15 protein-coding genes are annotated in these 23,550 nt (G+C 42.5%); 11 read left to right on the forward strand and 4 right to left on the reverse strand.

Annotated elements, in window-relative coordinates; all coding sequences use genetic code 11:
- From ACFVRY_RS25130 to ACFVRY_RS25140, 3 genes are read left to right on the forward strand one after another with little or no spacing between them, the layout of a single operon-like run.
- Window positions 1-1,788, forward strand: coding sequence for an Hsp70 family protein (locus ACFVRY_RS25130; RefSeq protein ID WP_387503010.1), 1,788 nt, complete (start codon window positions 1-3; stop codon window positions 1,786-1,788).
- Between the two features lie 12 nt (window positions 1,789-1,800).
- On the forward strand, window positions 1,801-3,501 hold the full coding sequence (locus ACFVRY_RS25135) for a HEAT repeat domain-containing protein (protein WP_387503011.1): 1,701 nt from the start codon (window positions 1,801-1,803) through the stop codon (window positions 3,499-3,501).
- Between the two features lie 3 nt (window positions 3,502-3,504).
- A complete protein-coding gene (locus tag ACFVRY_RS25140) occupies window positions 3,505-4,908 on the forward strand; it encodes a coiled-coil domain-containing protein (protein WP_387503012.1) in 1,404 nt (467 codons plus the stop codon).
- Window positions 4,909-7,149: 2,241 nt separating this feature from the next.
- Here the strand turns inward: ACFVRY_RS25140 and ACFVRY_RS25145 are convergent.
- Together ACFVRY_RS25145 and ACFVRY_RS25150 are read right to left on the reverse strand one after the other, a co-directional pair.
- A complete protein-coding gene (locus tag ACFVRY_RS25145) occupies window positions 7,150-7,602 on the reverse strand; it encodes a hypothetical protein (protein WP_387503013.1) in 453 nt (150 codons plus the stop codon).
- A 441-nt stretch (window positions 7,603-8,043) separates the two neighbouring features.
- Window positions 8,044-8,124, reverse strand: coding sequence for a putative holin-like toxin (locus ACFVRY_RS25150; RefSeq protein ID WP_353615597.1), 81 nt, complete (start codon window positions 8,122-8,124; stop codon window positions 8,044-8,046).
- Window positions 8,125-8,489: 365 nt separating this feature from the next.
- On the opposite strand from ACFVRY_RS25150, the gene ACFVRY_RS25155 reads away from it, so the two are divergent.
- Both ACFVRY_RS25155 and ACFVRY_RS25160 read left to right on the forward strand, forming a co-directional pair.
- Window positions 8,490-9,338 (forward strand): methyl-accepting chemotaxis protein, encoded by an 849-nt coding sequence (locus tag ACFVRY_RS25155; protein WP_387503014.1) that lies wholly within the window; start codon window positions 8,490-8,492, stop codon window positions 9,336-9,338.
- 41 nt (window positions 9,339-9,379) lie between these two features.
- Window positions 9,380-10,228 carry a P-loop NTPase family protein gene (locus tag ACFVRY_RS25160; protein WP_387503015.1) on the forward strand — a complete coding sequence of 283 codons (849 nt, stop codon included), beginning with the start codon at window positions 9,380-9,382 and terminating at the stop codon, window positions 10,226-10,228.
- A 185-nt stretch (window positions 10,229-10,413) separates the two neighbouring features.
- Here the strand turns inward: ACFVRY_RS25160 and ACFVRY_RS25165 are convergent, their stop codons facing one another.
- Window positions 10,414-11,847, reverse strand: coding sequence for an MDR family MFS transporter (locus ACFVRY_RS25165; protein WP_387503016.1), 1,434 nt, complete (start codon window positions 11,845-11,847; stop codon window positions 10,414-10,416).
- Between the two features lie 169 nt (window positions 11,848-12,016).
- On the opposite strand from ACFVRY_RS25165, the gene ACFVRY_RS25170 reads away from it, so the two are divergent.
- The 6 genes from ACFVRY_RS25170 (at window position 12,017) to ACFVRY_RS25195 (ending at window position 22,579) form a co-directional block, all read left to right on the forward strand.
- Entirely contained in the window at window positions 12,017-12,700 is a 684-nt protein-coding gene (locus tag ACFVRY_RS25170; RefSeq protein ID WP_387503017.1) for a TetR/AcrR family transcriptional regulator, read from the forward strand.
- Window positions 12,690-13,610: an AraC family transcriptional regulator gene (locus tag ACFVRY_RS25175; protein ID WP_387503018.1), complete on the forward strand. Its 921-nt coding sequence runs from the start codon at window positions 12,690-12,692 to the stop codon at window positions 13,608-13,610. The genes ACFVRY_RS25170 and ACFVRY_RS25175 overlap by 11 nt, the downstream gene beginning before the upstream one ends.
- 281 nt (window positions 13,611-13,891) lie before the next feature.
- The gene (locus ACFVRY_RS25180; protein ID WP_387503019.1) at window positions 13,892-14,464 is read left to right on the forward strand and encodes a GNAT family N-acetyltransferase; all 573 of its coding nucleotides are present in this window, start codon (window positions 13,892-13,894) and stop codon (window positions 14,462-14,464) included.
- Between the two features lie 487 nt (window positions 14,465-14,951).
- The gene (locus ACFVRY_RS25185) at window positions 14,952-17,501 is read left to right on the forward strand and encodes a winged helix-turn-helix domain-containing protein (RefSeq protein WP_387503020.1); all 2,550 of its coding nucleotides are present in this window, start codon (window positions 14,952-14,954) and stop codon (window positions 17,499-17,501) included.
- Window positions 17,502-17,746: 245 nt separating this feature from the next.
- Window positions 17,747-21,907: an RCC1 domain-containing protein gene (locus tag ACFVRY_RS25190; protein ID WP_387503021.1), complete on the forward strand. Its 4,161-nt coding sequence runs from the start codon at window positions 17,747-17,749 to the stop codon at window positions 21,905-21,907.
- A 183-nt stretch (window positions 21,908-22,090) separates the two neighbouring features.
- On the forward strand, window positions 22,091-22,579 hold the full coding sequence (locus ACFVRY_RS25195) for a P-loop NTPase family protein (RefSeq protein ID WP_387503022.1): 489 nt from the start codon (window positions 22,091-22,093) through the stop codon (window positions 22,577-22,579).
- 67 nt (window positions 22,580-22,646) lie between these two features.
- Here ACFVRY_RS25195 and ACFVRY_RS25200 read toward each other — a convergent pair whose 3' ends face one another.
- Complete coding sequence (locus ACFVRY_RS25200; protein WP_387503023.1) at window positions 22,647-23,456, reverse strand: pentapeptide repeat-containing protein; 810 nt, start codon at window positions 23,454-23,456, stop codon at window positions 22,647-22,649.
- Between the last annotated feature and the right edge of the window lie 94 nt (window positions 23,457-23,550).

A 23,550-nucleotide genomic window follows, 5' to 3' on the forward strand; every position in this document is an offset into this window, starting at 1 on the left:
ATGGAAAGACATATTGGAATTGACTTAGGGACAACAAATTCAACGATTAGTGTAGCCCACCTAACAACCAAAGGGGACGTAGAAACTACAACCCTAGAGGTAATTCAAACGAATGAACAAGGAACTGCACTGGTTACTGACTATACACTTCCCTCCATTTTATATTTTAATGATGAAAATCATCGCTATGTAGGTAAATATGCTAAACGGATGAATGGTTTTTTCCCACAATCGGTGATTAAGAACGTCAAACGCTTCATGGGAAGAGACGAGGGATGGGTAATTGGGGGCAAAAGTATTCGCCCAGAAGAAGTGTCGGCATCCATATTGTCTACACTACGTGCAACTGCAAAGGATCATTATATCAATGAAGAAATTGAAAGTGTAGTTATTACTATTCCAGCCAATTTTGACTTCCAACAACAACAGGCTACGAAAAATGCAGCTATTTTAAGTGGATTCAATGCAGATAAGATTCATATGATTCCTGAGCCTACAGCAGCTTTGATTGATTTCTTGAATGAAGAAGACAAAGTGGACATAGATTCACGACGTATTGATTTCAGATCCGGGAAAAAAAATCTAATGGTCTTTGACTTAGGAGGCGGAACCTGCGACGTTTCTATCTTACAAGTTGAAACGAATAAACTAGGGAAGTTGAACATTCAAGAAGTTTCTATTTCACAATACACCGAGCTTGGGGGTACGGATTTCGACACAGCAGCAGTAGTTTCATTGTTGAGGATGTTTGCTCAACAAACTGGGTTGACGACAAAAAAAATACAGGCGCAATATGGTAAAGAAGTGGTTGCTCAGTTGCTAGCTAATCTGTACGACATTGCGGAAAATGCCAAAATGAAATTCAGCACGACCATTGAATCTCGTTTGCGTACTGAAAGCAAAGATTATTTTGTGGAAAAGGATAGTTATGATTCAATTGTCTTTCTGGAAGCCATTGATTCGAACTTACCTGATGAGTTTGCATCTAATTTTAGTTTTACAAAAAAAGAATACGATGAAATGATTCGTAGTTTACTGTATGCCGACGAAGGTTCAAGCAAAAACATAGAAGCACCAATTTTAAATGCATTGGAAAGTAGTATCATAGGTAAACTATCACTGGAAGATATCGACGCAGTGTTTCTAGTTGGAGGTATGACCTTCTATCCAACGGTACAAGAACGCATCTATGATATTTTTAAGCGTCGAATTAAACCAATTCGTTCCATGAATCCTATGAAATCTGTCAGTCGTGGAGCTGCAATTTATCACTATCGCATCCATGATATTTCGTTAAAGAATAACGATGAATATGTGTCACCAGAAGTCGCCCCCTCTCTTGTTCGTGATCAAGGCTTAATAGGTAATACTGTACCCAGCAATATTTTTGTAGATGTGATTAGTGGCGATCCTGTGATATTGCTACAAAAAGGAACCAAGTTGCCTTTTGAACGCCAAATCGAAGATTCATTCATCGTAATGGGTTCGGAAGAGCACAAAGAAGTATTAGGGATGCAACTAGATTTGTTCTCTGCTCCATTTGCGAAGTCGATTCATACACGAAAGTTAAAATCTGCTAAAATCAATTTCAAACAGCCAGTGAAAACAGGGTCGAAGTTAGTTTTGAAAGTGAGTTGCAATGAAGAACGGGAAGTATCTGTCAAGGCTTGGTTAAAAGACGATGAAACCGAAATGTTAGATGTGAATATTGGATCGCATGAGTTTACACAAGAAGAAATTGAATCTTTCCAAAAAAACCATGTATCTTTAAATACATTACAAGAATAGGAGGAGATACTTATGGCGATTTTTGATCGTATGTCGGGGGATATTCTCGAAAAATTACGCGAAATGAGTTTAGAATCTCAAATTGGAAACAACCATGAAAAATCAGTCCTTAGCAAGCGAGAAGAAGAGGAACTAAAAGCGGAAATTCTTAGGCAAATAGAAAAGGAAGAGGAAGAAGAGGAATTCAACCTAGACGTTTATTCTTCTGCTGTTTTACTTGATGGAAACGAAGGGATAGTGGAAGTTGAATATTACGGTTCTGTTGGTTATGTTGATATTGCTTTTACTTCTTTGGATGAGAATATTAGTGAAGCTGAGTATCAAAGAATGTTGAAGGCAATCGAGTCGATTGCCTTCGATACAAACGAATTGCAATGGAGAGAAGCCGTCAAAGAAATTGAATCTTTTGGTGAACGAGCAGTCATGATTCTTTTTAGTGAATGCCGCAAGTTCAACTTGTCAAATGAGAAACAATCCACCATGATCGTACAACTCCTTAATAGACTGACTAACCGTAGTTTGAAAGGTAGACGAATTATCAAGGGCATCCTAGAATATGCGAATATTCAACAACACGTGAAACTAGCTATTCTAGCAGCAGGAACGATTCGGGATTATGAGGCAGTGCAAGGATTGCTTTCCCGCATGGTTGATCCGGATTATTTCACCTTTGCTTTCCAGGCTCTACTCAATCTTGCACCTAAAGATCAATTAACAGCTGTCTTAGAAGGAATGAACAAACTAGATATGCGACGTGCCGATTTGATTGAATTTGCGTTCATACATGCACGTGAGTTTGTGAAATTTGGTCCACAAGCGGTGAAAACCATTTTTACGATGTATACAACATTGGAGAATAAGCAGCTTGGGCGAGTCTATATTCGCGCGATTCAATCCTTTAAGGAAGATGCAATTCCTTATCTTAGAGAAGTCTTTACGGATGTGAAGGATGAAAACATGTTGTTTGTGGTTTGCAAAACGTTGGGTTCATTACATATGCAAAGTTCTACTCAAATCTTGCTTAATGCACTAGATGAGCATCCGGAACAAGAACGTGCAATTATTCATGGTTTAAGTTTTGCAAGATCACCAGAAGTTGCTCCAAAGTTATTAACTTGGATGAAAGAAACCAAGGATATTGGGATTCGTAATGACTGTATGATGGCGTTGGCATTCACAGGTGATCGCAGTGATCAAACTAAAAACGCGATAAGACTATACTTTTCTGACCGTTCAGGGCCGGATTACCTTGTGGCTATGAATTGTTTAGCGATTATGGGTGACAATCAAATCATGGACCACTATATTAAAAAATTGGTTCATGGAACAGAAAAAGAACAATATACAATTCAAAAACACATAGGGAAACTTCCATCCATCCAACAAGTGAAGTTAGCAGAAGCGATTCTTAACTATCAGGATCAAGAGGCCCTATTAATTGTTATGGGATTACAAAGATTTAATGTATTGGAAACTAAAATCGGAGCTCTTTTAGAGCGAAAGTTAAAGGGGACAACAAATCTTACTTTGCGTATCGAAATTTACAAACTGATTGGTAAACATGTGAACAAGCGGAAAGAACTCAAGTCGCAAGGTTTTCTGTATGAGGCGATGAAAAACGAAACGCATCCACGTATTTTGAGTGAGCTAGAACAGATTATTAGTAACATGAAACGAAATGAAGGACATTTGTCCATTCAGAGAGGGGAATAACTCATGGGAGCAGCCAAAAAATCAATGAAACGCTATGCCTATGTACCAATTGCTATTTATAAAGGTGTAGATGATGAATATTTAGACCAAGTTCTTGTCAGAATGATTGGAGAGCGAAGAGTTCGGACGATACTTGAAAATAATGCCACTGCACTGAAATCGCTCAAAATTACGAAAACAAAGCTTGTTAAGGGACAAGTGGATTTGAAACCAAGGCTTATGGAGATAGGTTCCTTATTAAAGGAGAATTATGCGTTATTTAATTACTGTGCAAACTTCTTAAATGATATCTTTTTAGAGAAAATAAAAGAGGAGATTGAAAAGCATGATCCCAATGAGGGCGCTCTTTTCGACACTTTTGTGAAATTGATTGAAGATTCACACGAAAATTACTATTTGATTCTTCTCTTTTGTAGGCATTATAAGAATGGAATACATAAAGATCTAATCAATAATGTGGTTGATTATTGGGGACATATAGATCGCGAAGATGACGATGAAACTGAAAAAAATAAAAATATTGAACTAATAGAACCACATGAAGAGAAAATAGAGAATGATAAACTTATTCAAGAGAGCAATAATTTGACGAAAGAACAACTTAGAAAGGTAGTTGAACAATTAGAATCCTTCGATTCTTCGCCTAGATATGATCGATTTGAGGATGTGGCTCTTTTAGTCGGTCAGATGTCAAAATGGATGCAGACCCTAAATCTTCGCATTAAAGTGGCAAGTGAAAAAAACATTTCTCGAGAAGTCGATTATGAGGAAAACTTACTAGAATTGAAGCAGTTAGAGGGGGAAATTGAAGCTCAATCAAAAGAATTGTTAGATTTACAAAAACAAAACAAAAGACAATTGGCCTCGTATAGCACCGAAAATAATAAGTTGAAAAAATTGAATATTCAAATCCAAGAAAAATTGGAAAATCAATTACGTGAGCATGGCAAGAGTACGCAGTTGATTGGGGAAATTCGAAAAGAAAAATCTAATATCATTGCAGAAATGAAAATTATTGAATTAAAACTCACTAAATATGAGAAAGAAAAAATTACGTTAGAACAAACATTGAGAACTGAGATGAAAAAAGAGTACGATCAGATTATCTCTTTAAAATTAAATGAGAAAGCACTAGAGTATAATGCGCTACAGCAGACCTTAGATGAACAAATAAATAATAATAGGGATCTGGAGAAAGAGAAAACTGAACTCCTGGTCACTCTTAGCCAAATGGAGAAAGAAAACTGCGAACTCCTTGCAACACTCAAAGAATTGAAACAGATAAAATCTCAAATTAATGTGGAAAAATTAACGCATGTTGTAGAGGAACAAGAAGATAATATTGCATTGGACACCTTAATGGATTTTGTGAATTTCAATAATCAACCGCATAACCAACAAAGCTAGGATAATATCGAGCCGTAGCGACCTCAGTTTAGCAAATAAAGTGTTCGCAGCTCGGTGTAGATCCAATAGATGTAGATTGTGGTTCATTTCTTTAGCTTGATGATAGTGTAAGGACTGTGCTAACAACTAGAATTGAGGCGTATAAAGATCTACTTACACACCAGATTAGTTCAATTGAGACTGTAGGTAGGAGAAACGTATAGGACGGCATATAAAAAGGCAGTATTAATCGCGGGACATATTATGTGTTTTTTTAAAAATTACTTTATTATTCATTACAACAGTGCAATCTTAGTGAGATCCTATCCGAAAACTGTAATTAGTGACTTTCATTCAATAGAAGTTGTGAGTTAAAGTTTTGTGATATTCTGGTGATAAACTTTATTCACAACCACCTGGAAATTTCTTTATATAACCTTATATATGCATTTAAATCCAGTCAAATTAGTGTTTAAACTGATTATACAATCTCTATCCAACTCGCGATGAACCAAGTATACGATGTATCTGGAATATCAAAAGAGCCACAATTACCTTAAAGTCAAAACACTAATAATTCGTTCCTATTTGAATGCGGGCGACCCGCCAGAGCGCACAGGTACACAAGAGCAAAAGAATACTGATTGGATATTCTTCTGTACCAGAGTTTTGAAATTTGCTAGCCGATCATAAACAATTTGCATAACTAGAATAAATGGGAACCATCAGAAACCACAGATTAAATGGGTCGGGAGGTTCTTTTCTATTGTGTGGAATATTCTGAAGATGAACAGTGATAATTATTACTAATGCTATAATAAGTCAGGGTCAACATGATCTAGAGTTGCTGCAGATAGAATGAGAAGTAGCGGCAGGAATGATGATAGATGAAGCGCTATCACGGCGAGTGGATTTGATGTGTTTGATACCCTTGAAATTAAGTTTCGGAAGACAGAGGCTATGATGACTAGGAATTGGCGGTTAAAACTGGTTTGAGTTAGGTCTTTTATGGTAGTGATGGTTATCGATGTCTTGGTAGTTGCTGCTGGACGCCGTTTTGCTACGTTCTAGAACTGCCATGATATATCTACGGTTTAGCTTATGAAGGTATTTGTCCAAATAGAGGGAGATAACGAACTGTACATTCTTCACTTCGATATAACTTTAGAAGCCGAGGCCTTGTCCTCTCGCTCGAGGTTGCAAGTGGAGAGGCAAAATAGTTTGTTTCTTATTCGGGAAGAGGCTAGTCTATGGAAATACTCTGAATTAGCAGGTTTTGCAGCGCTGTATTGAAGATATGGAAATTCGGTAGTGCGCTGGAACGATTGTGGACCTCGGCATTGGTTTAGGTATGACCAGCTACCTGCTCTAGGATGACCTTCCCAACCGCCGGATAATGATGTTGATTTGGTAAACATCGAATAAAAACTTATATGCAGCAGCATATTTACAAAATATAATAATTGACGAACTGTCAGAAATATCAGGGGTCAGCCATTATTATTATATGCGTACTTTCAAGTAGTCTTTTGGCATCAGCGAGATGGATTGTTTATTTCTGATTTGAATCGAGAGGGCCAAGCATGTGCCGATGGATCACTATTGGACCGAGGTTTACCGGAGAAAATACGAGTCCGATGTGATAACCAAGCTCAGACATGATTACGCATCAACAATGAAGCGCTTCACCTTGGTGGATTGGATTACATTATAGGCATTGATCAATTTGTACCTAAATATGAGTAAATAAAATTAGGACTGGTTGCTCCGGCCTTTTGTCTCCTGGGTGACCCATGTCTGACGGGAGCATCTACAGATGCTGAAGGAATTTACGAATATTTCAGCAGAAATGAAGGTATAGCTTGAGGATTATGATCGTAAAGAAGAGATCATTAAAGAGCAATTAGGAAGCGTTGTGCAGAACGACAGCATTGTTATCATCCATATTCATCAGGATAAATATCATGTGATAAGCCATTACAGGTGTGCTTTATCGGGACCTTCAGCTTATACCGCTGCCTGGAGCTGCACATATAGATCTATAAGGCGATAAGCATTAGTCAGTTGGCTGGTCTTAGAGCTGACCGTATCCACTTATGTTCACTCATTTGAACAAATCTCAGGCTCAGTGGAACAGATAAAACAGCTTTAATTGAAATAATCTGAGCAGGAGAGATACCCATTCCAGCTCGACTATTTTTTCCCTCTTTGGGACCAATCCCATTCCTACTATGCTCAAAGGGAAAGTTTAGGGTACAAGCGTTACAGCTTCAAATAATTCGAACTTGTGATTACTATATGTGCAACTCCAAAAATGCCGGATGGAATCAGAACGATATAGTTTTTCATCCAAAGCCCAACAAAAAAGAAGTACAACGGCGGCATGGCTGCAATCCCGATGATGAGTAGCCACGGAGTCACCACTCCATTGAAGTAGAAAATCCATGCGATATAATAGCCGATCAAGAACAGAAGGGCCAATCCGATATAGAGGGTGCTGTTTCTCCCGCCGCTTTTGTTCATCAGCAAGATCAATAAAGCAACTGTCATAATTCCAAAGACTTGCTCTGTTACATTCAATATTGGATAGGCAGAGCTGTTCTTCGTCAGCACATTATTAGCGGGCGGTGACAGCATCCATACAATATTGGGGAGTAGCTGCAATGCGTATAATAAGAGGCCTGTTAGAGAAAATCCGAGGACATAATTTTTCATCTTTTTCCCACCTTCATGTTTTATAAAAGCCCTGGAAGTAGGAGTCGATTGTTGATGAGATTTTAACATGGGAGAAGCCAAGAAGACGTCCTTAAATCGCACACTGGGGCGTTTTTTGTGTTTTAGTTGTATGGAAGTTTGAAGGTTTGAAGGTTAGCTGCGGAGTAGAGTTATTTCGTATACGGCGATATGCTGGTTCTGGAAAGTAGCAGCACCTTTGATGAATAGAATTTTTAATTAGTTTGGAGTTTACATATAATTATATATGTGTATTTTTACTTTAAAGGGCGATCTATGGTATATTGGAGGTACAAAATACGTACAATGCAAAGAGAGCCGTGCTTCAACACGACTCCCAATGCAATAGCCGCTTTTAAGGGCGGTGGGCTTTTAACAAACAGGACACGACAAGTAGACCGCATACCTTTGTTGGGGGGCGGTCTACTTGCGTTTATCGGACAGTAGCGCTACGATAAGCGAACCGAAGGTTAGCATAAGCATCATTGCTTCAAACACTGTCACAAGGCATCCCTCCCTTCTATGGAGAGGTAGCGGACCGACCCTTTAAGCCTATTCTATTACTCAAACAGTATAGCCTATATTTATTGTATAAAAGTGAATTTTTGAATAAATATGGATATTGTTACTTGATAGGTAGGCTTTATCCATTTCGAAGTTTTTCCACATCATTTCCCCAAGCATATTTCCTATGATTTTTTTCCGCCATTACTATTCCTCCCTATATTTATCCTGCTTTCCTACCGATACAGTTTATATCAAGATTAGTATTAAATTTGTTCATATTATTATTTTGTGTTAATTAATGGAAATTTATAATGTGGATTTATACTACAAATTTAAAATGATTTAACTGGGGGGAAATAGCGATGAGTGTTGATCAAGGAATCATGTTTACAGCTATGGAACAATCACTTGCGATGATTGCTTTTGATACCTACGGGAAAGTGCTATGGGCGAACCCTATTTTCGCAGAAGTGATGGAACACACAGTGGATGCTTTGCCGGGAATGCAGCATAGTAATTTTTGTCCTACTGAATTTGCAAAGAGCCGGGAATATGCAGACTTTTGGGATAATCTACGTAATGGAGTAGCCTTTCATGATAAGGTACAGCGGGTGACACGAAGTGGAAGAGTACTCTGGCTGGAGGCTTTCTATACACCGGTATTAGATGAAGAAGGACGCGTGCAAAATGTGGTCAAAATCGCTACAGATATCACGGCCCGCCAACAGGTGCTGGTGGATAGTTCAAGTGAATTTATGTCGGTTGTTACGGCGATGACTGCACGGACGAACGAAGTGCATCATGCTTCAAGAGGCATCGTTAATGATATTGAAATCCTTAATAAAGAGTCGCAGGTTGTGAAAAACAACGTGGAAACGATAAGTTCTGTAGCTTCTTTAGTCAAAGAGATTGCCACTCAATCTCATATGCTTGGACTGAATGCGGCAATTGAGGCGGCCCGGGCGAACGAATATGGCCGTGGTTTTGCTGTAATTGCTGAGGAAGTTCGCAAGATGGCGAATACCAGTAAGAATTCAGCGAACGAAATTTCTAATCAGCTCGATGAGATTCTGAAATCATTATCTGTTATGATGAATATGGTAAATAATGTGACTGAGAAGATAGAGAATAACTCAGACTCTATTAACCAACTTAAAGATTCCTATGACCATATTGTTCAGACTGCTGAGAAGCTCTCAGCTATCGTCTGATGATTAATAATACATAAGTAAGAGTGCTAGGAGGTAATTCTATGAAACCAAAAGTAGTCCTCATTGAAGGTTTACCCGGCTCCGGCAAAACAACAACGGCCAGACTCGTTCATGAAATTGTTACGGAGATGAATGTGAAGTCTCAGCTTTTTTTGGAGGGGAATTTGGATCATCCGGCAGATTATGATGGTGTGGCCTTCTTTGAGAATCACCAATGGGATGAATTATTAAGCACCAATGAAGAGTATAGAGCGTTACTGAGCCGTCATAGGATTCAGCAGGGTGACGATGGCGTTTTCCTGGAATATCGCAAGTTAAAGAATACATACGGATCTGACTTTCCAGACGTGTTATTGAACACCGTGTTCCGAAATGATGTGTACGAATTGCCACTGGAATCACATAAGCAGCTGATTGCAAAGCGATGGGAGTCTTTTGCGGAAAATGTTCTGGCTGGATCGGATACCTTTGTGTTTGATTGCTGTTTTATTCAAAACCCTGTGACGATGGGGATGATTAAGTATGGTGCCGAGAAAGAAGATGTTATAAGTTATGTTACGGAACTAAGTGCCATTGTAGAGTGTCTGAATCCATTGCTGATTTACGTGGAGCAGGATGACCTGGAGCATTCGTTCCGTAAAGCTGTTCAGGAAAGACCGATAGAATGGTCGGAAGGATTTATTGAATATTATACAAACCAAGGTTTTGGGCTGAAGAACGGATATAAGGAATTGGAAGGAACGCTACAGGTTCTAACGGCAAGGCGTGAATGGGAAGAAGAAATATTTAATAGATTACCTATCGCCAAGTACAAGGTGAACAACTCTGCGTATGTAATAGATGAATACAAGCAAGTGCTGACGGGGATTATATCGGAATATTTTAGATAATGGACACAGATTGAATTTTTTCGCGGTCGCGCAAGAGAGCTCTTCCCTGCATTTAAGGTGTGGGGGAAGGGCTATTTTAGTGTCAGCTACGTCCCTGACCTTCACGATTTGAGGGATTGCTGCCTAGGCAACAACCCCTGCCAATCAGTTTTATCTGACTGCCTTAAGGACCCCAAAGCATGGAATTACTTCCCCTTGGACTTGCCCAAGAACAGACTCCAAATTACACCACACAAAGCTAAAGCGAAGGCAACCAGAAAGGTATCGTGAAATCCGTTCATCTGGGCGGAGGTTGGATCTTGCCCCAGGCTGATGTTTTTGGAAATATTGGAGCTTAGCAGACTGGTCATAATGGCTACGGCAAAAGAAACGAATACTTGCTGACCGGTTGAGGTTAGTGGTGTTACCCGGCTAATTAATTCCTTCGGAGCCGATTGAAGAATATGATTGTTGAGCGTCATGGTACCTAGGCCTTGTCCCAGTCCCAGTACAGCAAAATAACTCATCATCACATAAATACTTGTATCTGTGCGCAGTCCTGACAAGAGGTACAGGGCTGTGGACAAGATCAATAAACCGGAGAAGACCACAGGTCGGGCCCCGTATTTATCGAAGGCTTTTCCCCCGATGATCATCGCGGTAAACGACATGACAGCTTGGGGAATGACCATAAGACCGGACTCGAAAGAGGAGAAACCCCTAACTTGCTGTAAAAATAGCGGAATCATCAGAATGGAACCGAATAAGGCAATCTGGTTGACCCAACTCAGTACGATCCCCTTTGTAAACTCGATAGAACGAAACGAACGCAATTCCAGCAAGGGTTCTTGTTGCTTCAACTCCACAATAATAAACAATGCAAGGGCGATAAGGCTTCCCAGCAGAGCAACAATGGTGTACATGTCGTTCCAGCCCTCTGTCCCTCCTCTATGAATGGTATAAATAAGCCCGGCAAAAGCCAGTGGCGATAATAGTAGCCCCCCGATATCCAGCTTCGCGTTTTCTTTTTTCTCGGAAGCGGGAAGATATTTCACTCCAAGGATCAGCGCAATAATGCCTAGCGGTAGATTAATCAGGAAAATCCAGTGCCAATTCATAAATTCAATCAGCCAGCCGGAGAGTACAGGTCCAAGAATAGGGGCAACGAACATCGGCAGACCGAGAAGGCCCATGATCGAGCCTCTTTTGTCAGGGGGAGCGATTTTGAAAGACATAGCCATACCAATGGGGAAGACCATGCCGCCGCCTAAGCCTTGAATGATACGGAAAAGGATCAATTGAGCAGGGGATTGCGCAATGGCGCACAAGACAGAGCCTAACGTAAATAAGGAGAGACAGATTAGAAAAGTCCGTTTGGCCGTGAATTTATCGGATGACCAGCCAGCGAGCGGAATCACAACCGATAAAGCCAAAGTATATCCTGTGATGGCCCACTGAATGGTTTTGAGACTCGTGTCAAAATAGTTCTGTAGCTGAGGAATAGCTACGTTCATAATCGTGGTGTCCAGCATAAGCAGTAGCATTCCGGCGATCAGCGCAAAGATGACTGGAAGTACAGCCTTTACTGAAAATTCCGATTCCACTGGAGAGGCAGTACCTTTTTGAAGCGGAGCATTCATGGTGAATACACATCCTTTTTGATTTTATTTAACACTGTTAGTTTAATCTAACGATGTTAAATAAAATAGCATATAAAATTGTGATTGTAAACATTAATCTAACCGTGTTAGACATCCATTTTGTTTTTTCGTATGATGAAAGCAAGAGAGTGAGAGGAGTGGGACCATTATGAGAGTGAAGAGAGAACAGCGACCGCAGATTACGGAAGAAAGCATCATTACAGCGGCATGGGCGTTACTGGGTAGTATTGGTATTGAGGAATTCAGCATGCGGAAATTGGCGGATGAGCTGAATATTCAGGCTCCTTCTCTATATTGGTATTTCAAAAACAAGCAGAGCATCTTTCAAGCGCTTGCCAACGAAGTTGCCAAGGAAGCGTTGGTTTCGGCGACGCTAGAAGGCCCGTGGCAGGAACAGCTTACACATTTTGCAACGTGTATCAAGAACACTTTAAATAAATATCCTTGTTCCGCCCAGCTATGGATGAGGACCGTTCCTATGGACCCGGATTACTTGGCCGTAATCAACACATTGCTGAAAATCATTGACCCTCTGCTTATTGAGGAGAGTGATAAATTTGCTTTGGCGGCCTGTTTACTCAATTACGTGATTTCTTTTGAACTAGACAAGTATGAGCAGCGGAAGGTGGATCTGTCGATGCTGGGAGAGGGTCAGGAAGGGGCGCAAGTCTTATTCAGACAATCGCTGGAGCAGCTTCCGGAGGAGAAGACTCAGGTGATCAAGCGGATGTATGAGAACGGTCTTTTCAAGGAATTGGGCTCGGATCGTATGTTTAACACTGGACTTCGACTAATTGTTTCGGGTATTGAACGGTTAGCACATGAGGGATAATGAGCAAGATAGAATGGACCATGTCGTTCAATATATCAAGGAGAACAGCCATAAAAAGCTCAATCTGGAGCTATTAGCGGGTGTGTCACATTTGTCGAAGTATCATTTTACAAGAATCTTTACAGCCAGAGTCGGTATGACTCCGGTGGCATTTGTGAATAGAGAACGCTTACATAAAGCTGTTCAGTTGCTGGCTGAGGGCAGCCGTAAGACGATTCTGGAAATCTCAATTCAGTGTGGGTTTGAGTCGGTATCGGCGTTCAATGCACTCTTCAAGAAGCATTATGGACTGACGCCAAGCGAAGTTCAGAGCCGTGCCAGGAAAAATAGCAATTTTTCAGCAATCCTTAGCAATAAGCAAGAAGAATTACCTCCTGTGGGATTATACAATAACTGTAACACTAGTAATCCACTCCTCAGAAGGGTTTGGGATAACATGATCACTACTCGAGAATTGCCGGGATATGAGGTGGCGTATGTTAGACATAGCGGGAGCTACCTGGATACGCGGGATGCATGGGATAAGCTGGCGCATTGGGCAAGTCAGCAAGGACTGACACCCAGGCAGCACTCTTTTATCGGCATATCTAGGGATGATTTGAATTTCACAGATGAAATGGCCTGCCGGTACGATGCCTGTGTCACATTGCCCAGCGGATTTCAGCAGCACGGGCATGCCCCGCACATCCAATTCCAGACATTGTCGGGTGGACTGTATGCTGTGTATCCCTACCACGATACTGTAGAAAGGTTCGTGCTGGCTTATCAAAATGTGTTCAGCCTTTGGCTGCCCAACAGTCAGTATGAGGCCGACGATCGTCCCTGTCTGGAACTCTGTCTGAATGATCCTGCGCAGGACCCGGAAGGGAAAGTGAAGGTTGATTTATATGTTCCGATTAAACATAGATGAAATAAAAAGGTGAATAAAAGAAAGTAACAAAAGCGAAAAGGAACGAAGGGGGAGGTTTGGAACTGTAGGAGCGCAGCGTTCGTCTAAAAGCTTTCCATAGGAAAGCTCGCATCGGAAGCATAGGCTGTTCTCAGATTTCAACCGCTAGAAGTGGTTATTAAAGAAGAAATCTGGGAACAACAACGACCAAAAGTCCAAATATTCCACCGTAGTGACGATGGAGCCTTACGTCCATATCTTAAATTCGTCTAACACAGAAAAACATTGAAAAGGGTGACGGAATGAACCTTGAGGCGGTTTTTGGGGAGTTTCCCGTGCTGAAGTCCGATGGATTGACATTAAAAAAGATAGAAGAACTCCACGTGGACGATGTTTTTGGAATCTACAGCAATGATAAGGTGTTTGAATACTGCGGCATCCTCCCCAAGCATAACAAAAACACGGTGAGCAACATGATCGGGCATTTTGCCAGAGATTTTCACAAGCGATCAAAGATCAAGTGGGGGATCTTCGCTAATGCGGAGCCTGAGCGCTTGCTGGGAATTATTGAAGCCTTCGATTTTAATCAGAAGGTGAATAGGGTGACGATTGGTTACTTTTTGGATGAGGCCCATTGGGGCAAGGGTATTGCCAGTGCTGCTGTGAAAATATTGCTTCATTTCCTGTTTGTCGATGTCAACGTGAACAGAATTCAGGCAGAAGTGATGCCCCGAAATGATTCATCCAAGAAGGTCTTGGTGAAGAGAGGCTTCGTGAAAGAGGGTAAGCTTAGACAGGCGAGTCTTTGGGCGGGTAAAGGGATTGTGGATTTGGAGATTTATAGTATTTTAAAAGAAGATTATGTTGCAATATAAATCTTAACAAAAAGCGAGGAGGAATGAAGGGAAGTGTCTGAGGAGAATATAGGATAATTTACCTAGTATAGCTCACTAGTATTTTAGGTAAAGATAAAGAGCAATGCCTAATTATTATTTCAATGAAATTTGGACACCTTTAAATTTAGTTGGCATTCGGTTGTTTCGGGATGACGAAATGCGTTTATGGATCAAGGTATGGAACAAGAAAAGACGCCGGTTCCGAACAGACTAGTTCACGATAATAATAATAGAACAAGAAAAGCAGTCCTAATCTACTTAGGGCTGCTTTTTGCTGTCTTCGCTAAGCGACAATTACATCCATTATATGAGAGGGAGTTCCTATATCAAGAGCTCTAGTTTATGTTTAAACACTATTTGATCTGTTATAATATGATATATTACGTTGACTTTAGGCGATTAGGTATTACGTACCAGCGTCGATTCCTTATCTATATATTCGCAACAAGAGCCGGAGGAATTTATATTGATTGTAAGTACAAAAATTCATATCCCTCAAGGGCGTAACACTTTGGTGTCTCGTTCAAGGCTGATAAGTAAGCTTAATGAAGGAATGAACGCCAAGTTAACGCATATTTCAGCACAGGCGGGTTACGGAAAAACGACAGCTTTAAGTGAGTGGGTAAAACAAAGCAGCAACAGGGTTGCATGGGTTTCACTGGATAAGCAGGATAATGACTGGATTCGGTTCTGGAGATATTTTCTGGCCTCCATTCAGGAGAATATTCCTGGTTTTGGGCAAGCGATCGGGAATGTGATTAACAACGGACCTGCGGGGACACTGGAGCCGGCAATGTCAGTGTTATTAAATGAGCTAGATCACCTTTCCCATGAGCTTGTGATTATTTTAGATGATTATCATGTTATTGAGCTGCCTTCGATTCACCAGTCCTTGACCTATCTAATAGAGCATTTGCCTTCACATATTCATCTCTTTATAGCCAGTCGGACCGATCTGATGATTTCTACCGCCAGGCTACTGGCCAAAGGGGAGCTGCACCAGGTGCTCATGCAGGATTTGCGGTTTCAACTGGAGGAGGGACTTGCTTTTTTTCGGGAAACAACCGAACTAATGCTGACCAAAGAGCAGGTAACGGAGTTGCACGATCAGACGGAGGGATGGATCAGCGGCTTACAACTCGCAGCGATCTCTCTCAAGTGTAGTGATAATATTGCTAAGACCATTCAGCAATTTAGCGGTCAACAGCATCATATTTCTGATTATTTGCTGGAAGAGGTCTTTCACCATCTTGCTGAGCCTATTCAGTCTTTTCTATTGGAAACTTCGATCTTGAGTCGGATGAATGCTTCTTTGTGCCAGGCCGTAACGGGCCACCTGAATGGTCAAAAGCAACTGGAGAGACTGGAGCAGCTGAATTTATTCGTAATCGCGTTAGACGATCAACGAAATTGGTACAGGTATCATCATTTGCTTTCTGATTTTCTGCAGCAAATATTATTCAACACCCAGCCGGACAAATGGATTGAAGTGCACACTCGCGCGGCGAAGTGGCTCGAAGATCACGGATTTGAAGAAGAGGCCGTCGAGCATTACATAGAGGGTAAGCAAGCCAAGGATGCCGTGAGATTGATTGAGAAGAACCTGTATACGCTGGTACAGTCGAAGAGTGTATTCTTGATTCGCTGGGTATCTGTGTTGCCAGAGGACTCTTTTGCAGATAAACCGATGATCGAACTCTTCTATATATCCGTATTATTGGGTGTTGGAGAATGGCAAGCAGCGTTCAAAAGAGTAGAGGTAGCCACGAGCCGCTTTCAAGCCCTGCGGGACAGCATGGATGAGAGTGAATGGAAGCAGATCATGGGCAATATCTACTTTTGGTGCTCGGTGACCGCTTATCTGCGCAAGGATCTGGAGCGAACCTCGGCGTACTTCGAGTTGGTAGAACAATATATACCGGAGGGCAGCTTTTTTCAAACGATGGGCCGTAATCGCTATCAAGGGTATGAATTGTTCGATGATCATTTGAGCTTTATCAACGATCTTCATGCAGCGGATGCCTTCCTATTAAAATGGATTTCAATCTGGGGCCATAAAAAAGAGTACCCCTTTGTAGGTTACTTATATGCTTCGTACAGTAAATTACTGTATGAATGGAATCGCTTGGATGAGGCGGAAGAGTACATAAATCAGGTTCTAGGCCGTAAGGATATGGAGCCGTTCGCCCGTAAGTTGATTCAGATTGCCATTAGTGCTTCCAGGATTCAACAAGCCAAAGGAAATTCCCAGCGGGCCGCTGAACTGCTCATCCAGTTGAAGCGGCAGATCAGTTCCCCTGACTATGATTTATTTATGTTAAGAATTGAAGCAGAGCAAGCCGGTTTATCTCTTCAGCGAGGCTCGCTGGAAGAGGCACTGGACTGGGAACAGAGATGTGGGTTAACGCCTACGGATGAGGTCTCCATGAATCGGATCGCAGAATATCTTACTTTGGCCAGGGTCATTGCAATGGATGGACGGACGGATGAAGCGCTGCAGCTCTTGGAGGCATTGCAACATTTACTAGTTAGAGAAGATAGGCTCCGCGATCAGATCAAGGTAATTATTATGAAGAGTGTCATGCTTCAAAGCTCGGATCAAACGGAGGCAGCTCTCTTTCAACTGGAGACTGCATTGCACCTGGCTGAACCAGAGGGATACATCCGTAGCTTTGTGGATGAAGGACCGCTCATGGCAGAAATGCTAACTACTTATTTGAAGATACAGCAAGGGAATTCACTTGAAAGCGACAGTCTCGTTTCCTTGTCTTACGTTAAGAAGTTGCTGCAATCCATGAATGTCAATCTGGAAGAGGAACTACCCTCTAAAGACCTCCTGACAGAGCAGGAAACGAAGGTACTGCAATTGATAGCCAAAGGATTGTCGAATAAGCAAATCGCCGGCAGCCTGAGTGTCACCGTGGAAACGATAAAGTTTCATATTAAAAATATATACAGAAAACTTGGCGTCAACAATCGGGTACAAGCGCTGCATCAAATTAAAGAACTCGTGTGAATGATATGAAACCATAGTTTTTAAGGCTATCAGTAAAAGGAATCTGTCTCCGAATGAGGAGGCGGGTTCCTTTTTTTGTTGGAATAAACCGACAGAGATGAAGCTTTATCGTAAAATCCCCCCCAAACGGGTAGTTATTTTGCAGGAAGAATAAAGATATAGTAGGGATAGCGTTGTTGAATAAAGTCGAAATTGTGTCTTTTATTGACAAAGAGCAATGAACACATAGTAGGGGAGAGATCAGATTGAAAAGATTCAGTAATTATATGAGATTATTCATTTGCTTCACCATTGTCGTATCCATGATGCCACTACAGTGGGCTGGAGCGGCTTCGGCTGCGGGATTGCCGTACGCTGTGGATATTGCAAGATCAGATGGGCACAGCTTGGTCTTAAAGAGCGACGGGACAGTATGGTCGTGGGGATACAATGGGGATGGTCAGCTAGGAGACGGAACATATGAAAATAGAACTACACCCGTACAGGTTCAAGACAGCCGTGGAGAAGCCCTAAGCGGCATTATTAAGATTGCTACAGGTAATAGTTATAGTCTGGCGCTTAAAAGTGATGGAACGGTATGGTCATGGGGGGATAACGAGGGGGACTTAGACTTTTCGTTTAGCGTAACCACAGAGAATGATAAGAATTCCGCCGTACAGGTCCAAGACAGCGAAGGAATACCTTTAAGAGACATTACGATGATCTCAGCGGGACAGAGCCACAGCCTGGCGTTAAAAAGTGACGGAACGGTATGGTCGTGGGGAGCCAATTGGAATGGTCAACTAGGGGACGGTACATCAGAGGAGTATAGAAACAACCCGGTAGAGGTTGTAGATGGCGAAGGTATACCTTTAAGTGGCATTACGATGATCTCAGCGGGAGAAAGCCACAGCCTTGCACTGAAAAGTGACGGAACGGTATGGTCGTGGGGAGCCAATTGGAATGGTCAGCTAGGAGATGGAACAGTTATTAGCAAGAACACCCCTGTTGAAGTTCAAGGCAACAACGGGACAGATTTTAACGATATCACGATGATTTCAGCAGGAGCGAACCACAGCTTGGCGTTGAAAAGTGACGGAACGGTCTGGGCGTGGGGAGCCAATTGGAGTGGTCAGCTAGGAGACGGAACACAGGGAAATAACAAGAGCAACCCCGTTCAGGTTCAAGACAGCGAGGGAATAGCTTTGAGCGGCATCACCAAGATTTCAGCGGGCTATAATCACAGCTTGGCGCTTAGTGAAAATGATGGTGCAGTTTGGGCATGGGGATCCAATAATGAGGCAGAACTAGGAAATGGTACAAGAACATCAAGTAACGTTGCAGTACTAACGGGATTGACAGGGGCGACTTCGATTGCGGCAGGAAATACAAGCAGCCTGGCATTGAAGCAAGATGGTTCGGTCTGGACGTGGGGGACAAGTGAATATCATGGTGACGGCATGACATTTAGCAAAAACCTCCCAGTACAAGCGACAGTGACCGACTCTGTCTACACGGTAGCAGGCGGGTCTGAGCACAGTCTTGCAGTCACAAAGGATGGCACGGTCTGGTCGTGGGGCGATAATGCTATCGGTCAATTAGGAGATGGCACGAATGAGATGCGCGACACAGCGGTACAGACATCTGTGACGGGGGCTGTCTATGAAGTTGCAGCCGGTGACAATTACAGTCTGGCACTGATGAATGACGGAACAATATGGGGATGGGGAACCAATTGGGCTGGCCAGTTAGGTAATAGTACGACAGTGAATAGCGCAGTACCCATGCAAGTGAAAGACACTCAGGGGATTGCTGTTGGCGGGTTCACAAAGATCTCAGCAGGCAGTAATTACAGTCTGGCAGTCAAGAACGATGGAACCGTATGGTCGTGGGGATATAATGGGAATGGTCAGTTAGGAGACGGTACGTATATTAACAAGATTAGTCCGGTACAGTTACAAGGTCTGGACAATGTTATTGCGGTTGCGGCCGGAGCGAGTCATAGTTTGGCGTTAAAGAGAGATGGTACAGTTTGGGCTTGGGGATACAATTGGTACGGCCAATTAGGCGATGGTACGGCGTTTTCAAATAGAAATTTCCCAGTACAAGTGAAAGACAACCAGGGGGGACTTTTACGCGGTATCACAAAGATCTCAGTAGGTACGCTTTCCAGCTCGGCATTGAAAAATGACGGAACGGTCTGGACATGGGGATACAATGGGAATGGTGAGCTTGGCAATGGGACTCAGAGTAATACAAGTGTTCCGGTTCAAGTAAGAGATCATGAAGGCACAGATTATTTAAGGGATATTGTGTCGATAAAGTCTGATAAAGCGCGTCATACGCTGGCACTAACAAGTGATGGAAGCGTTTGGTCGTGGGGAGGCAATTGGAACGGTCAACTAGGCGACGGTGCTGTGGAAAATATGAACCTCCCGGTGCAGGTTAAGGATAGCACGGGTACAAGCTATTTAAGCGATATTAGTGCGATTGCTGTAGGGAACGAAGACAGCTTTGCGGTATCCAGCAATGGCAAGCTATGGGCATGGGGAGCTGCCGATAATAACCGATTAGGCGACGGTACGAGCAGAACAAAAGGGGTAGCGACTCCATTACCGGCCTTCCCGTCGGTTTCTGCCAACAATGATTTGTCAGGATTAAGCTTGTCCCAGGGTACACTCAGCCCGGAATTCGAAGCAAGTACAACCAGCTACAATGCGACAGTGGGTTATGACGTATCTAGCTTGAAGGTCACACCAGCTGTAGTGGATGGAAACGCAGCGATTTCTGTCAGTGTCAATGGCGAATCGGCTGGCGTGGTTAAGAGTGGTGAAGCCAGTGAAGCGCTGGCGTTGAACGTTGGAGCGAATATGATCACGGTGGTTGTTAACGCTCAGAATGGTGCAACGAAGACGTATACCGTCATCGTAGCGAGAGAAGCAGCATCCAGTCAGGCAGATCTAAGCGGATTAACGCTGTCTGAGGGCACGCTGAATCCTTCATTTGCAGCAGACAAAGTAAGCTACAGTGCAGAAGTAGGTCAATCTGTATCGAACTTGAAGCTTACACCAACTGTTGCAGCAGCAAATGCATCCGTATCGGTTAGTGTGAATAACGGTCCGGTAGCTATTGTTACGAGTGGTGAAGCGAGCGAAGCCCTTGTACTTCATGAAGGGACGAATACGATCACCGTGCTGGTTACTGCACAAGATGGCACGACCAAGACCTATCTTGTTACGGTGACGCGTGCAACCAGTTCAACTACACCGCCAGATGGTGGTAATGGCGGCGGCGACAACGGAAACGGTGGCGATAAAGGGAACGGCGGCGGTGGCGGAAGCGGTGGTGACAAAGGGAACGGTGGCGATAACGGAAGCGGTAGCAACAATGGAACCGGCGGCGGGAACGAAAACGCTGGCAATATTGCGGCACCTCCAGCCAACGTAAAATACACTGACGGTAAGCTCACATTGCCTTCCGGAGCAGCAGGCGAGGTTAGCTTGAACAATGAGGTTCTGCTCTCGATCCCTGCTGGGGCTTCTTTAAGAGAACTTAACGTTACGATCAGTAAATTAACGAATACACAAGGTCTTCTAACCTCGCAGCAGGTTCTGGTCAGTCCTGTATTCGAAATCTTGAAGAATTTCTCGGAGAACTTCAGTAAGAAAGTCAGTCTGTCGTTTGCTTTCGATTCTACAAGTCTGAAGAACAATCAGACCGTGGCCGTATTCTACTATGATGAAGTTAAGAAAGAATGGGTCAAAGTCGAGGGTGGTAAGATTGTCAACAATCGCATCGTGGTAGACGTAGATCACTTCACGAAGTATGCAGTATTCGCAGTGGATGCAGTTGCGGATACTACACCAACGCCTGTACCAACACCAGCAGAGATCATTCTTAAAGATATCTCCGGGCACTGGGCTGAGGCGAAGATCAAGCAGGCCGTAGGTTTGGGAATTGTCAACGGTTATACGGATGGAACGTTCAAACCAGGGAATACGGTGACACGCGTAGAATTCTCCGTGATGCTGATGAATGCGTTGAAGCCGCAAGAAGCAGGAGCGAAGCTGACGTTCACGGATGCGGCGAAGATCGGAACCTGGGCTCAAAGTGCTGTTGCTCAAGCGGTACAAGCGGGTATTATTAATGGCTATGAGGATGGTTCTTTCCGTCCGAATGACAAGGTTACACGCGCTGAGGTGGCAGTAATGGTTGCGAAGGCACTCCAATTGTCGACTACAGGGAATGGGGCGACATCTTTCGCAGATGACAAAACCATTCCAGCTTGGTCGAAAGCTGCAGTGGAAGCACTGAAGGAACTCGGGATCGTTAAGGGTACGGGTACTAATGCTTTCAACCCACAGGTGCCAACTACAAGAGCAGAGGCAGTAATCATCCTGCTGAACATGTTAGATCAGTCTAAATAAGACAGACAATTAGAGAGAAATAGTGTCATTATAAGCCAACAACTGGAGCGCTGCACGCTTCGTTGTTGGCTTTTTTTAGAGCAACAGGCATTGAACTTACGAACAGGATTTGGTAGCGTTATCATAACAACGACCAACCCTACCAAACCGCCAACCGGCTGAATAAGGAGATCAGGAAATCCTATGAAAAAGGTTTTTATCATTGGAATTGTAGCGAGTGGTAAAACAACATTAGCCAAGCGATTATCTGAAAAAATGAATATTCCTTGGTATGAGCTGGATTCTATTGTTCATCACCAGACGTCAGCGGGACGATTTAAACGTACAACAGATCAGCAGCTTGAAGTGATTATGGATATTGATCAAGACGGACAGTGGATATTCGAAGGGACGGATCGCGAATCCTATCAATGTCTATATGAGATGGCAGACACCATTATATTTCTGGATACCCCGCTATGGAAACGCAGAATCAGGATATTCGTTCGGTTCGTTAAGCAAAATCTCGGTATAGAAAAATGTCATTATAAATCGGATTTTACGATGTTAAAAAAGATGTATCAATGGACGAGGGATTTTGAGCGTAATAGGGATAGCTTTGAAGCCAAGCTACAGCTATTTCAAGATAAAGTTATCAGAATATATGATAATAAGAAGTTGAACTTTAGATGAAGACAGTGCAGACAAAGGGAGGATATCTTATGCTCACGCCGATAGGCGGAGGCTATTTTGATTTTCATTAAGAAGATAACCAATGAGCAGGAACGTTTAAATAATGAGGTAGTCGGGTATCTGGATTCCCTTTTGCCGAGTTAACTTGAGCTTGTGTCAGAAAAATACTTCCCGTAAGATTGGCGCCTGATAATTCCGCATCTCTTAAGTCTGCACCAATGAAGTCTACCTTCCGCAGGTCAGCGTCCCGCAAATTAGCTGCGATTAGCAATGCCCCTCTAAAATTCGACCCTCGTAGGTTAGCCCCTCTTAAATTTGCACCTAAAAAATCCCTGCGCAGCTTGTTTTTCTTATGATTTTGAATGTAATCTTTTCGAACGAATTCACTGGTTGCAAGTAATAACTGATTTATGGTTTCTCGATGGGCTGTCACATCTACTTTGAGAATATCTTGGGGACCCAGATTAGATAGAGATACAAGGGTATCAAAAGCGCCTTGCAATTCATTGCGGATAGAGTGAGTTTCTTCTAGTTCTAGCGCTTGATTTAAGTAGAAAAGCATCTCATGCAATTGTTGGACGATAGGAAATACTGCAAACATTGTCTTCGATAACTCCGGGTTCTCTCTCCAATTCCTTCCTTTAAAGATTTCTTGAGAGACCTGTTGTCCTGCGCCAAAGCATTCATATGCAACACACCCATTAAACCCTTTATCTCTCAGATGTTCATGTATGCTGCAATGGTGATCTGAAGACATGTTGCGACAAGGCACTCCGCTATCTTTATCAAAAGCAAAATCTGCTGATTTGGCATACGGCAAAGCGACACAACATAACCCAAAACAATGTTCACAGTCAGACTGTAGTCTACTATTCATACAACACTTCCTAAGATGAATTGATATACTTTACAAACAATGAAATATACATGATTTTGTAATTAATAATAAACTAAGAGGGATCATTTTGAAA

The sequence above is a fragment of the Paenibacillus sp. NPDC057934 genome, from assembly GCF_042887565.1.
Lineage (GTDB): Bacteria > Bacillota > Bacilli > Paenibacillales > Paenibacillaceae > Paenibacillus_AQ.

Excerpts from the sequence above, each read along its gene's own strand:
- ACFVRY_RS25130 (WP_387503010.1), top strand. The coding sequence starts at position 1 with ATGGAAAGACATATTGGAATTGACTTAGGGACAACAAATTCAACGATT.
- ACFVRY_RS25200 (WP_387503023.1), bottom strand. The coding sequence starts at position 23,456 with ATGAATAGTAGACTACAGTCTGACTGTGAACATTGTTTTGGGTTATGT.
- ACFVRY_RS25140 (WP_387503012.1), top strand. The coding sequence starts at position 3,505 with ATGGGAGCAGCCAAAAAATCAATGAAACGCTATGCCTATGTACCAATT.
- ACFVRY_RS25145 (WP_387503013.1), bottom strand. The coding sequence starts at position 7,602 with ATGAAAAATTATGTCCTCGGATTTTCTCTAACAGGCCTCTTATTATAC.
- ACFVRY_RS25195 (WP_387503022.1), top strand. The coding sequence starts at position 22,091 with ATGAAAAAGGTTTTTATCATTGGAATTGTAGCGAGTGGTAAAACAACA.
- ACFVRY_RS25165 (WP_387503016.1), bottom strand. The coding sequence starts at position 11,847 with ATGAATGCTCCGCTTCAAAAAGGTACTGCCTCTCCAGTGGAATCGGAA.
- ACFVRY_RS25170 (WP_387503017.1), top strand. The coding sequence starts at position 12,017 with ATGAGAGTGAAGAGAGAACAGCGACCGCAGATTACGGAAGAAAGCATC.
- ACFVRY_RS25180 (WP_387503019.1), top strand. The coding sequence starts at position 13,892 with ATGAACCTTGAGGCGGTTTTTGGGGAGTTTCCCGTGCTGAAGTCCGAT.
- ACFVRY_RS25160 (WP_387503015.1), top strand. The coding sequence starts at position 9,380 with ATGAAACCAAAAGTAGTCCTCATTGAAGGTTTACCCGGCTCCGGCAAA.
- ACFVRY_RS25135 (WP_387503011.1), top strand. The coding sequence starts at position 1,801 with ATGGCGATTTTTGATCGTATGTCGGGGGATATTCTCGAAAAATTACGC.
- ACFVRY_RS25175 (WP_387503018.1), top strand. The coding sequence starts at position 12,690 with ATGAGGGATAATGAGCAAGATAGAATGGACCATGTCGTTCAATATATC.
- ACFVRY_RS25155 (WP_387503014.1), top strand. The coding sequence starts at position 8,490 with ATGAGTGTTGATCAAGGAATCATGTTTACAGCTATGGAACAATCACTT.